Origin of the sequence: Paenibacillus sp. PL91 (assembly GCF_012935325.2) — a bacterium.
In the GTDB taxonomy this organism is placed as follows: Bacteria; Bacillota; Bacilli; order Paenibacillales; family Paenibacillaceae; genus Pristimantibacillus.
Genome location: NZ_JABBYG020000001.1, coordinates 900,798 through 913,629 on the forward strand (window position 1 = coordinate 900,798; position 12,832 = coordinate 913,629).

The window sequence follows — 12,832 nt, forward strand, 5'->3', positions numbered from 1 at the left end:
ACAGTACATCCCCATGGTTAACACGATAATTTGGAGGATTTCCAGCAATGCGGAGCATAGAAGGAATGAATTTGGAGATCAGGCGCCTAGGTCAAAGGGAAGTTTCAGATATAATGGCGCTTATGGTTGATGTAGCATCTCGACTTCCGTCTCAGGACTATTTTGCGATGGATGATGAAAACAACATGAACCGCCTCGTCCAAGAAAAAGGTGAAATATACGGTGCGTTTCTCAAAGGGGCACTAGTTGCCTATTCGGTTTTGGCGTTCCCTGGACAGAGTGACGATAATCTAGGAAGGGAATTTGGGGTGGATGAGCAACAATTAGATTACGTTGCCGTTCTGGATGCCACGATCGTCCACGAGTCCGCTCGAGGAATTGGTTTGCAGCGATATTTCCATCAGCTGCGTGAACAGCGAGCCAGGGCGGCGGGCTTCCGATTCCTGTATTCAACCGTACATCCTAAAAATACGGTGAGCATAAAAAATTTAGAAGCAGAAGGCTTTATTCTCCAGTTTACTCGCCCCATGTACAATGGAAAGCCCAGGCATTGTTATGCAAAAAGATTACAGTGATCCAGCATAATAATAATCGTGTAAATTTTCGCAACGTAAAAAATGGAGGGAAGCAATTGTGGTAACCATAGAAGATTTTATGAAACTTGATATCCGTATCGGTACTGTAATTAAAGCAGAGCCGTTTCCGGAAGCTCGAAAACCTGCTATAAAATTAGAGATCGATTTTGGTGAGGTTGGGATTAAACGATCCTCGGCTCAGCTTACACAAAGATATGAATCCGAACAGCTTATTGGCCGTCAAGTCATTGCCGTAATGAATTTTCCTGTTAGACGTATCGCAGGTTTTAAATCAGAGGTGTTGGTCATTGGCGGCACTCCAGCTGAAGGTGATGTGGTTCTCTTGAAACCAGATGTGCCTGTTGAAAACGGTACACCGATTGCTTGAAATTTCTACGCAGTACGACTCAACCGCATCCGTAAAAAAGTTCAGTGATCAAAAAAGCTCGACCTCAACCGGTCGGGCTTAAGGAGGTATGCTATGAAAATTCACAAGTCGATCGATTGGAGGGACAATTTGTATCTCTTTAACTATCGAAGGGTGTATACGGAGCCAGTGGAATACTTCCATGCCCACGATGGCCTCGAGATATTGTATATTCACGAAGGGGCTGGCAGCTACAGCATTGGAAATCAATTGTATTCGCTCAAGCCTGGCACATTAATTCTTATTAAGCCTTTTCAAGTGCATGAAATTAAAGTTAGCGTTCCTCCGGATTACATTCGCAGCATTTTAAAAATTAAAACGTCCGTTATCGAGCGTTTCCTCACCGTACTGCCTCAATTAACAACTGCTTTCTCACAATTGATGGAGCGTCATTTACCCACTCAGGTTTTCCATTTAACATACAAGGATGCTTCTTATATGGAGAATCACTTTTTGCAATTGCACGAATCGCTTGCTATCGGACCATTAAAGCTCCAGAAGGAACTAGTCACTTTGTTTTTATTGCATTTTTTCACTTATTTTAATGGACATATTTTTTCGCTGGATAAAAGCAATGCTTCCATATATCCGGCTTCAGCAGGTTCGAATGAGCCTATCGTTGCTATTTTGAAATGGATTGACAGGCATTACAGATTGACATTCACCATTAACGACATGGCAGCAGAGCTGCATTTTTCCCCTAATTACCTATCAAAGCTCTTCAAGGAGCAGATGGGTGTGACGATTATCGAATATACGAACGAGAAACGATTGGAAGAAGCAAGGACTCTTCTTGCCATCCATTTTTTAACGATCGAGGAGATTAGCAGAGAGACCGGCTTCAATTATCCATCGTATTTTATCGCACTGTTCAAAAAAAAGTATGGTATGACTCCGCTTCGGTATCGAATGTGGATGGAATATTGATATTTTCGAGCAGCAATTTGTTATTTGAATCGTTTTATAATTAAAGCGCTTAAACAATTCTTTTCATTGAGGAAAGAGGTGGCAGCTTCTTAAAACGTGTATGACGGGGATGGATCGACCAATTCGGTAACGTATGAGGAGGCACTAATCGAAAGCATATGAAAAATTGGGGAGGTTTGAAAATGAATAAACCATCATTAAAGCTAACCGTTTTATCGCTACTTTGCTTCGTGCTTGTATTCGCGTTTTACCCAAGCCATACGGTTAAAGCTGCAACAAAAACAGTACCAGCCGGCAATGTTGCGACTCTTCGCAGCTATTTAGCTAGCGCTCGGCCCGGGGATATTATTCAAGTATCTGGAACATACAACGTATCTGATGGCACCATCGCCACATCAATTAGTGGTTCATCCGGCAAATACATCACGATCAGAGGAACAGGAAGCGGCGCTACATTTAATTTTACTGCTTCTGCAGGCAATGCGGCTTTTCATATCAAGCATAATTATTACAAGCTGGAAAATGTGACGATAAATGCAAATGCCAAATCAAACAAAGTATTGCTAATTGAAGCTTCACATGGTTTTATAACCAATGTGACGGGAAAAAATTCGCTGTCGGAAGCTATTAAGATTAGAAAAAACAGCCAATATTGGCTCATCTCGAACACCACTGCGCAAAATGCGGGATTAAGCGGGAAGTTTGGCGAAGGCTTCTATGTAGGGGATGCGGATCAAAACTGGACGAGTAAACCGAATCCAGACAAAAGCGGTTATATTACCTTTCTGAATTGCAGCGCGATAAAAACAAAAAACGATGGCTTTGATTTCAAAGAAGGCACGCATCATATAAAAGTGATTGGCGGCAATGTCGATTTCCAGAATACAGTTCCTGAATCTACGGTTGGCAATAACGGGATTTTCATGAGGGCCAATTATGTGCAGATCATTAATACAACGGTTAAAAACAACAAAGCGACTGGTCAAGCCTATAGAACGAGCAAAACGACAGCTTCTGACGGTGTATCCTACGGAAACCATTTGGAGCTTAAGAACGTAAAGGCATCCAATCTTTCAGGCGCAATGATTTATACAAATTATTCCTCAAATAAACTATTTACCGATTATTCGATGTCCGGTGTTGCTGGTGGCCTCTATGCATCCGGCTCCCAAACCGCAACTTCAGCTAATCCTTCCACATTCGTCGAGATGACTTGGAGCGGTGAAGGCGGAGAGATGTACGGTTCCTAAAAAGGAATACGTGTACGGTAATTTCATCGTTTAAACATTCAGAAGCAGTTCTTTCCTCTAGTGAGGGAGAGCTGCTTTTTCTATATCCCCAAGCATATGTATGACTTGGGACAATCTTCTATTTGTTTATACAATTGTTCTATTATTCAATCAATTTACAAATTGATATGCTGAGTGTAGTTAAATTTAATACTTATCGGTAACGGCAGGCGATGCCGTCACGGTAGCTAAAGCTCGGATGATCGACTCGGTTACCTCATAACCGTTGGCGACACCCCTCAAGAAGCGAAAGATTTGGCCTTATCCCTAGTGGAAAGCTTATAAGTGATTTATCAGCAACAAGAGGCAGAGATATCGAAGGCGTAACGGAATAGACTAGGCGGGGGAGATGATAGTAGGTTATGGGTATTGCAGTGATCTATGGAAGTTCGCGTAAAAATGGCAACTCGGAGCAATTAGCTAAACGTTTAGTTGAAGGATTTGAAGTCGACCACATTCATTTGTCTGATTATAACATTGCACCCATCGCGGATTACCGGCATTCTGAGCAGGGCCCGTACCCGGATGACGATTATCATCATGTGATTGAACGTGTATTGGCACAGGATGTACTTGTATTTACGACCCCGATTTATTGGTATGGCGCATCCGGGCAAACGAAAACGTTCATCGATCGATGGTCCCAGTCATTACGTGAAAATAAGACGGAATTTCTAGCCAAATTCGCGGCGAAAACAGCTTACGTGATCGGCATTGGTGATGATGAGCCTCATCTAAAAGGGCTTCCGCTCGTTCAGCAATTTCAATATATTTTTGGCTATACCGGCACGAATTTTGCTGGATATATACTTGGCAAGGGCAATAAGCCCGGAGATATTTTGCAGGATGCCGTATCCTTGGCAGCAGTGGAGCAAATCCGGGAGAAATGGCGATCAGTTGCAGATCAAGACGGATTCAATTTATAATGGATCAGAAAGGGAGGCGATAGGAATGGCAAATCACTTTGCCGGAATAAGAATCTGCTCATGCAAAGCCTAATAGAAGGGCGATACTTTGCATGGGGCCGGACTGAAATACTGTCGCCCACTAGAGCTTATATCGTTTCTAATAAAAGGCTTTGCACCTTCATTTTTTTTAATAAAAATAAGGGGCTGAAAAGCAATGGTTAATCCATTTATTAGAAACCATCAATATAACTTGATCAAGAAGCAGGCAAACCTGCTGCAAAATGCTTGCAACACCGTATCCGATCCGAAAGTAGTGGAAGCGGTCAGGTCTAGCACGCTAACAAAAATTATAGATGCATTCCCAGAAGCGACAGAGCTTCAAAAGCAGCATTTGGAGCGCGTTTCGACGCTGAATAGGACAGAAGATTTCCAGCACTATTTGCATACGCTTAACCCATTAATGCTGGAATTTACGCAAGTAACGGCTGCGCAAATCAAGAAGCTGTTTCCGAAAGTGAAAAAGCTGAAGATTCCCGATTTAGTTCCTATTGATTACCGTTTTGTTACGTACATCGGCTGGACCGATATCGCGTCGAACAGATTGTTTCTTGTTTATGAGCAGAACGGGCAGCATATCGGCATTGAAGGGAAGTTTACGCCAACAAACAAGAAAAGCACCTGCTTTCTGTGCAATCGGCATGAAGAGGTTGCTTTATTTACGGCGATCACGAAATCAAAGCCAGCTCATGCATCGCCTGATTATTACAAAGCGATTGGCAATTATATGTGCGTGAACAGCGAGGCTTGCAATAAGAACATCTCAGATACTACAGCATTGGAAAAATTCATTAGCAACCTGTATATGAAATAAATGCAATTCCAAAAACAGCCGATTCCTTGTAAGAAAGGAATCGGCTGTTTTTTTGCTCCTACCGTATGTTTAAGCCTATTCATATAAAGGTTCAGAAGCCTAAAAAGGGCGATACTCCGATGTCATTTTAATAAATCGGTAAATCGTCCTTTTTGATTTTTAAGCTATAAGGATTAGGAAGAAGATTTGGTGCCTATGGTGGAGCTGAGATGATGGATCTGATCTTCTAACACCATACTCGCCTTGTCCAAAAACTGTGTAATGAGCTCAAGCTCATCATCGGTATAGGAGGAAGCCAGTTTAATCATTGCGGCATGAAGCGGAAGATATGTACGGCTGACCTCTTCTTTATTTTCATACAAAGGGACAATAATGACTTTGCGACGGTCATTTGGATCATTTTGCCTGCGCACAAAACCGTTTTTTTCAAGCCGGTCGATTAACGCAGTAACGCTGCCTGTGGCAAGCCCGGTTAGTTTTGACAGCTCACCGGCGGTAATAGGACCTTTCTCTCGAAGGATATCTATGGATAGAAAATCATTATTGTATAAACCCAGAGAAGCAGCAACATTTTGCTGGTAGAGCACAGTTCGGCTTCCCAGCCCCCGCATGCGTAAGGTGAACTTTTCCTGCAGCTCTGTTGGTTGATCTTGTTGATCGCTTGACAAAAGATAACCCTCCTTATTAAGATGTAATATATCTCGATAATCAAGATACTTTGTATTCAAGATACTAGATTAAACTAACATTAATCACATTTATTTTATCGAAATCATTATGAAATTGCAAAAGGGTAATCCATGTACCTATGTATGAGAGAAGCTCTGAGTACGATCCCTTTAAAGATACGATCATTTTGGAGCATGAGGAGGATTTTTTGTGAAAGAAGCCATTGTTATTAAGGGTGCGCGGGAAAATAACCTAAAGAATGTTTCGCTTTCCATTCCTAAATATAAGCTTGTCGTCCTAACGGGCCCGTCAGGATCCGGCAAATCGACGCTGGCTATGGATACGCTCCAGCGGGAATGCCAGCGGCAGTATATGGAATCCATGGGCTTGACGTCGGATTCAATCAGCCGGCCGAAGGTCGAGTCTATTGAAGGACTGTCTCCGTCCATCAGCGTCGGACAGCACGTCACCAACCGCAACCCGCGCTCGACAGTCGGAACTGTGACAGATATATACACCTATGTTCGCTTTATCTTTTCTAGGCTGGGTGAACGGATTTGCCCATCTTGCAATGGCAGCATCCCGCCTACTTTTGAGCCGGCAGGATTTCTCGCAGATGAAGACGAGGACTTAGATCGCCAGACGATGAGCTGTCCGCATTGCAAGGCAGAGCTGGAGAAGCTCAGTATGCCTCACTTTTCCTTCAACAAGCCGGAAGGAGCTTGCGAAGCGTGCAGTGGGCTTGGCCATGTAGCAAGCATCAACGAAGCGGCTGTTTTCAATCCTGCGCTCAGCGTTCGCGACGGGGGAGTTGCTTCTCTGAATGGCGTCCACCGCGATATTCAAATCCGCATATTAATGGCCGCCGGTAAGCATTACGGGTTTGAGCTTGATCCAGATCAGCCCTTGAAGGATTACGGTGAAATTCAGCGTGATTTGCTGTACTACGGAGTCGAGAGCGATGCATTCAAGCGCCACTACCCGAATGTGAAGCCTGTTCAAGGCACTAAATTTGAAGGTGTTATACCAGGTCTATGGCGGCGTTACAAAGAGAAGGAGGGAGAGTCAGGATCTTCGGAAAAAGACGGCTTTTTTCACGAGCAGCTTTGTCATAAATGCCACGGAGCTCGCCTAAAGAAAGATATTCGTCTCGTTCGGGTAGCTGACGCATCGATCTCCGATGTATCAGACTGGTCGCTCGACGAAGTATATGATTGGACAAGAGGATTGCAAGCGGCGCTCCCACCCGAAGGGCTTCATTTGCTTGAACCGATTCTCCATGATATGCCTACAAGGTTAAAACGGATTGTGGATGTTGGACTTGGCTATCTCTCGATGAACCGGCAGAGCGTAACCCTCTCTGGCGGAGAAGCACAAAGGCTGCGGCTTGCATCATTGCTTGGTTCAGGCCTAACCGGCGTGCTTTATATTTTGGACGAACCAACGACGGGTTTGCATCCTCGGGATACGGTTGGTCTCATAAGAGTGCTTCAGGAACTGCGCGATCTGGGCAATACCGTACTCGTTATCGAGCATGACGTCGAGATGATGCGTGCTGCTGATCATATTATTGATATCGGCCCTGGTGCTGGATTATATGGTGGAACCGTTGTGGGAGAGGGCAGTCTGGAGGATTTAATGGCAAGCGAGCTTTCGGTAACGGGGGCTTATATGAGAGAAGAAAGACTCTCGACGTCTACACGCGTACGCAGGAAAGAGAACGGACAGCAAGTCACGATCGAAGAGGCACAGGTTCGAAATATTAATATTCCGAGTGTTTCCTTCCCACTTGGCAATTTAATTTCTGTAACCGGTGTTTCGGGCTCGGGCAAATCGACGCTTGTCTTCGATATCCTTGCGCGAGGAAATGCTAAGGGACAGGTTCAGACAGGATGCAGCAAAATATCGGGCTTGGAGCATGTAGGCAATATCGTAATCTTTGACCAAACGCCAATGGGAAGAGTTCAGCGCTCGAACGTCGCGACCTATACCGATGTGTTTACGCATCTGCGCCAGCTATTTGCCGGATTGCCTGAGGCCAAAGAAAGTAAGCTGACTGCTAAGCATTTTTCATTCAATACGCCTGGAGGCCGCTGCGAGACATGCCAAGGCTTGGGTGTGTTGTCCGTAGATATGAATTTCCTGCCCGAACTAGAGGTAAAGTGCCACGATTGCAAGGGGAAAAGGTTTACTGACGAGGTGCTGCAGGTTAAGTATGAAGGCTTCTCCATCTCAGATTTGCTGAATATTTCGGTGCAGGAGAGCCTGCCGATCCTAAAGTCAGAGACAAAGATTGCCGGCATCATTGCTATGCTGTGCGAGGTAGGGCTTGGCTATCTGAAATGGGGGCAATCGGTCAAAACGTTATCTGGCGGCGAAGGGCAGCGGATCAGGCTGGCGAAAGAGCTAAGTAAGCCATCCAAAAACCATGCGCTCTATCTGCTCGATGAACCGACGACCGGACTCCATCCATCCGATATTAAACAGCTTCAAGTATTGCTTAATAAGCTCGTCGATACAGGCAACACCGTTGTCGTTGTCGAGCACAGCTTAGAACTGATCCGGGAATCCGACTGGGTGATCGATATTGGTCCTGAAGGTGGAGCAGCAGGCGGCAAACTAGTAGCCGAAGGCACGCCGGAGGAGGTTGCTGAAGTGCCCGCTTCTTATACAGGCCAATTTTTGAAACGGATTTTGGCTGAAGGACTCTAATCAGGGAAGTAAGGTGTGAATGAGAACAGGAAGAAATCCCCTTATTTGTTGCAATTAAAAAATGGGTATGATAAGATGCATTTAATCTAAAGAATTGGAGTTGAAAAGTATAATGTAATTTTTCTTGCGATCTATATAAAATAATAAAACAATTAAAGCGGTTTTTTTCGCATGTTTTATTCTTTATATGCAAGAAAGTTACTCATTCTTTTCACTCAAACAATATATCCTAGTCTAACTCCGCAGCGGGGTTGGATTAACTGTATTTATTTGAGCTACAAGAAAGTAACTTTCTTGTAGCTTTTATATTTTCCATACAGGAGGATGATTTTATGTCATTAATAAATGTTACAAACCTAACGTTTGCCTATGAGGGCAGCTACGATAATATATTTGAAAACGTAAATTTTCAAATCGATACCGATTGGAAATTAGGATTTACGGGAAGAAACGGAAGGGGAAAGACCACTTTTCTAGGCTTGCTGCTTGGTAAATATGAATACAGCGGAAACATTTCTGCTCATGTTAATTTCGAATATTTCCCTTTCCAGGTTGGGAACAAGGAAAACAATACGATAGATGTAATCAACGATATATTTCCTGACTATCTGCACTGGAAATTAATGCGCGAGCTTTCCTTGCTTAAGGTTTCTGAGGATGTTTTATATCGGCCCTTTGATTCTTTGTCGAGCGGAGAGCAGACGAAAGTGCTGCTGGCTACATTATTTATTAAAGAAAATAGCTTTCTGTTGATTGATGAACCAACCAATCATCTTGACATGCATGCAAGAAAACTAGTCAGTGACTATCTCAAATCCAAAAGCGGATTTATTTTGGTGTCTCACGATCGGTCATTTCTGGATAACTGCGTAGACCACATCCTTTCAATCAATAAGACCAATATAGAAATTCAAAAAGGTAATTTTTCCAGTTGGTGGGAAAACAAAACGAGACAAGATCACTTTGAGCTTGCAGAGAATGAAAAACTTAGAAAAGACATTAAACGCTTGTCGGATTCTGCTAAACGGACGGGCAACTGGTCACATGAAGTGGAAAAAACAAAAAACGGAACTAGAAATTCCGGTTCCAAGGTAGATAAAGGATATGTTGGCCACAAGGCAGCTAAAATGATGAAACGCTCTAAAGCAATTGAGCAAAGACAGCAATCTGCCATTGAAGAAAAGTCGAAGCTCCTTAAAAACATCGAAAACTCTGACAGCCTAGAGATTTCGCAGCTTGTTTATCATAAAAAACAGCTTGCTAAACTTGATCACGTCTCGATTTTTTACGAGGAGAAGAAGGTCTGTACTGACTTAAGCTTTATAATTGAGCAAGGGGAGCGGATTGCTCTTTCGGGTAAAAACGGCTCTGGAAAATCAAGCATCATCAAACTTATTTGCGGAGAGGATATAAAGTATACTGGCGCCTTCATTAAGGACAGTCAGTTGGAGATTTCCTATGTATCGCAGGACACATCTCATCTTCAAGGCAATTTATCTGATTTTGCAGCAAGACATGGGATTGATGAAAGCTTGTTTAAATCGATTTTAAGAAAGCTTGATTTTTCCAGAGTTCAATTTGAAAAAGATATTTCTGCCTTCAGCGGAGGGCAAAAAAAGAAAGTGCTGATTGCAAAAAGCCTTAGTGAGAAAGTTCATTTGCATATTTGGGATGAACCTCTTAATTTTATTGATATCATTTCTCGCATGCAAATTGAAGAGCTGATTCTTGAATACTCTCCAACCATTCTTTTTGTGGAGCATGACAGGGAATTTTGCAACAACGTTGCAACAAAGATCATTGAACTCTAATGTTGTTCTGGCAAATGGCCGGCAGATTAATTCTGCCGGCCATTAACATAAAACCGATAGGATTTTGCAAAAGCTTAAAATATATCTATAAATCATGAAACCAATGTTGTCCGCATCCCGTATCACATTTTATTAAACGCTTTATGGAAGACGCATTATCGCAATTGATTAGTTATCTATACGCAAAGGGGAGTAGCGAACTAGACTAGACGGTAAACCTATCATTTAAATTTAGGAGGATATAGAATGGATTTCGGATTATTGTTAGAGTATGGCTGGGTATTGCTTGTATTGATTGCGCTGGAGGGTCTGCTTGCAGCCGACAACGCGCTTGTCCTGGCGATTATGGTCAAGCATTTGCCTGAAGCAGAGCGTAAGAAGGCTTTGTTCTATGGCTTGGCAGGCGCATTTGTTTTCCGTTTTGCTTCGTTGTTCGCAATTTCGTTTTTGGTGGATGTTTGGCAGGTGCAGGCCATCGGGGCGCTCTATCTACTGTTTATCGCGCTCAACCACATATTGCGTAAGGTCATCGTGAAGAAAGGCGAAGAATCAGCAGCCAAGAGTACAGGGAAGGAACCAAAGAAAAGCGGTTTCTGGTTGACTGTTCTCAAAGTCGAAGTGGCGGATATCGCTTTCGCGATTGACTCGATTCTAGCAGCTGTCGCACTGGCCGTCGCTTTGCCAGCAACGAACTTGCCGAAAATCGGCGGGATGGATGGCGGTCACTTTATCGTTATTTTCCTAGGTGGTTTTATCGGCCTTATCATCATGCGCTTTGCAGCGAATATGTTCGTAAAGCTGTTGGAGAGCAGACCAGCTCTGGAAGTTGCCGCTTTCTGTATCGTCGGCTGGGTTGGTGTTAAGCTAGCGGTTCATACGCTAGCGCATCCATCGCTGCACGTTATCCCGCATGACTTCGCGGAATCGGCAGCCTGGAAAGTAACGTTCTACGTCGTTCTTATTCTTATCGCGGTTAGCGGTTGGTTCCTTTCAGGCAGCAAGGAGAAGGAAAAACACGCATCGAGAGCGGCATAAGTGGAAGGGCTGGACCATTTTAAATGTTGAAATGATTAAATAAAGAAGCAGCCTGTTGAGACCCTCTCAACAGGCTGCTTCTTTATTTTAAGGCGGGTCAACGAAAGTTTACCATTGACTTGGAGTTAACTCCAGACTGTAAACTCCTATTAGGGAGAGGCGAAGTATGGATAATATTTGAACACAGGAGGTGGACTTCATCCGATGGTGATTGCAGAAGTAAGTGAAAAATTTAATGTTTCACAGGATACACTGCGCTACTATGAACGCATTGGACTGATTCCACGGGTGAACCGCAATAAAAGCGGAATTACAAGATTTGATCAGACCATTTTGAAAAAAGAAAAAACATTATGAAAATCAAAGGATGATTAGCGCTGCATCTTTCACCGAGGAGGAATGAATCCTGGAACGTCTATGGACGAAGTCGTTTATTCTCTTGACTGTCGGGATGCTTTTTTTGTTTACCGGATTTTATTTACTGCTTCCGACTCTGCCACTGTTCATCAAAAAAATGGGCGGCAATGAATCGCAGGTCGGTCTGGCGGTGGGCGCGTTTATGCTGTCTGCCGTTATTTTCCGTCCGATCGTCGGCGGGCTGCTTGATCGATTCGGAAGACGCCCGTTTATCGTGTGGGGACTACTTCTCTTCGCCTTAGCGATGTATATGTATGACTGGGTTGGTGGAATCCTCGTTTTGATGGCAATTAGAATATTGCACGGAATGAGCTGGGCCGTTTCCACTACCGCGGTTTTCACGGCGGTTACGGATATCATACCCTCTGCCCGCCGAGGAGAAGGAATGGGGTGGTTTAGCACAGCCATGACACTTGCAATGGCGATCGGCCCATTGTTTGCCATCTGGGTTATACAAAACCTCTCGTATCATGCGCTGTTTCTAATCGCCACCGGACTCTCTGTCGCAGCGCTGCTCTTGACGATGGGGGCAAAAATGCCTTTCCGACCGCAACCAAGCTCTCGGAGAATCGAATTATTCGAAAAATCGGTATTGCCCGTTACAGCATCGGTTTTTTTTCTGACTGTCGCTTATGGCGGCATTACCGCTTTTGTCCCGCTGTTCACAGATTCAATCAAGGTTAATTCCGGCGCGTTCTTTCTGGCTTATGCGGCAACGCTTGCTCTGAGCCGTCCCATTTCAGGGAAACTTTCAGATCGCTATGGCGAGAAGTTTGTCATAGTCCCGGGCCTTTTGATTACAATTTCCGCATTAATTGTTTTAAGCTTTTCGAACGGATTGTTCGGCGTACTCTTTTCAGCGGTTCTGTACGGGATCGGTTTCGGTTCTGCGCAGCCAGCTCTTCAAGCAGCAACGATACGGCTAGCACACCCTGACCGTAAAGGAGTTGCCAACGCTTCCTTGTTGACTGCTACCGACCTCGGCATCGGTTTTGGTGCGATCATGCTGGGCTGGGTCTCCCAGTACACGAGCTACCAGGTATTGTTCACGGTCAGCGCCGTGTCAGTAACGTTTTCCTTATTAGTGTTCACTTTCTTTGTGAAAAGATTGTTGAATGAGAATCGTTTAAGCCTTCTGAAAGTCGATGAAACTCCTATTTCGATGGATTGAGTGTGGTAATTTGCGAAAAA

At 44.0% G+C, this 12,832-nt stretch carries 11 protein-coding genes and 1 pseudogene; 11 read left to right on the top strand and 1 reads right to left on the bottom strand.

Going from position 1 to position 12,832, the window contains the following annotated elements:
- Positions 1–65 precede the first annotated feature (65 nt).
- From HI950_RS04275 to HI950_RS04300, 6 genes are all read left to right on the top strand, one after another.
- A complete protein-coding gene (locus tag HI950_RS04275) occupies positions 66–575 on the top strand; it encodes a GNAT family N-acetyltransferase (RefSeq protein WP_223285087.1) in 510 nt (169 codons plus the stop codon).
- Between the two features lie 58 nt (positions 576–633).
- Positions 634–963, top strand: coding sequence for a chaperone CsaA (gene csaA / locus HI950_RS04280; RefSeq protein WP_169081430.1), 330 nt, complete (start codon positions 634–636; stop codon positions 961–963).
- Positions 964–1,056: 93 nt separating this feature from the next.
- Positions 1,057–1,929, top strand: a complete 873-nt coding sequence (locus HI950_RS04285; RefSeq protein WP_169081429.1) for an AraC family transcriptional regulator — start codon at positions 1,057–1,059, stop codon at positions 1,927–1,929.
- 182 nt (positions 1,930–2,111) lie between these two features.
- Positions 2,112–3,179 (top strand): right-handed parallel beta-helix repeat-containing protein, encoded by a 1,068-nt coding sequence (locus HI950_RS04290; RefSeq protein ID WP_169081428.1) that lies wholly within the window; start codon positions 2,112–2,114, stop codon positions 3,177–3,179.
- A gap of 401 nt (positions 3,180–3,580) precedes the next feature.
- The gene (locus HI950_RS04295) at positions 3,581–4,144 is read left to right on the top strand and encodes a flavodoxin family protein (RefSeq protein WP_169081427.1); all 564 of its coding nucleotides are present in this window, start codon (positions 3,581–3,583) and stop codon (positions 4,142–4,144) included.
- 196 nt (positions 4,145–4,340) lie between these two features.
- The gene (locus HI950_RS04300; RefSeq protein ID WP_169081426.1) at positions 4,341–4,997 is read left to right on the top strand and encodes a FusB/FusC family EF-G-binding protein; all 657 of its coding nucleotides are present in this window, start codon (positions 4,341–4,343) and stop codon (positions 4,995–4,997) included.
- A 173-nt stretch (positions 4,998–5,170) separates the two neighbouring features.
- Here HI950_RS04300 and HI950_RS04305 read toward each other — a convergent pair whose 3' ends face one another.
- Positions 5,171–5,608, bottom strand: coding sequence for a MarR family winged helix-turn-helix transcriptional regulator (locus tag HI950_RS04305; RefSeq protein WP_223285130.1), 438 nt, complete (start codon positions 5,606–5,608; stop codon positions 5,171–5,173).
- Positions 5,609–5,876: 268 nt separating this feature from the next.
- On the opposite strand from HI950_RS04305, the gene uvrA reads away from it, so the two are divergent.
- The 5 genes and pseudogenes from uvrA to HI950_RS04330 all read left to right on the top strand — a co-directional run bounded on the left by uvrA (position 5,877) and on the right by HI950_RS04330 (position 12,812).
- Complete coding sequence (gene uvrA / locus HI950_RS04310; protein WP_169081424.1) at positions 5,877–8,378, top strand: excinuclease ABC subunit UvrA; 2,502 nt, start codon at positions 5,877–5,879, stop codon at positions 8,376–8,378.
- A 332-nt stretch (positions 8,379–8,710) separates the two neighbouring features.
- Positions 8,711–10,189, top strand: coding sequence for an Lsa family ABC-F type ribosomal protection protein (locus tag HI950_RS04315; RefSeq protein WP_169081423.1), 1,479 nt, complete (start codon positions 8,711–8,713; stop codon positions 10,187–10,189).
- Between the two features lie 246 nt (positions 10,190–10,435).
- The gene (locus HI950_RS04320; protein ID WP_169081422.1) at positions 10,436–11,224 is read left to right on the top strand and encodes a TerC family protein; all 789 of its coding nucleotides are present in this window, start codon (positions 10,436–10,438) and stop codon (positions 11,222–11,224) included.
- Between the two features lie 204 nt (positions 11,225–11,428).
- Positions 11,429–11,551: pseudogene (locus HI950_RS04325) on the top strand (MerR family DNA-binding transcriptional regulator); the annotation flags it as partial.
- A gap of 79 nt (positions 11,552–11,630) precedes the next feature.
- The gene (locus HI950_RS04330) at positions 11,631–12,812 is read left to right on the top strand and encodes an MFS transporter (protein ID WP_169082191.1); all 1,182 of its coding nucleotides are present in this window, start codon (positions 11,631–11,633) and stop codon (positions 12,810–12,812) included.
- Positions 12,813–12,832: the final 20 nt, after the last annotated feature.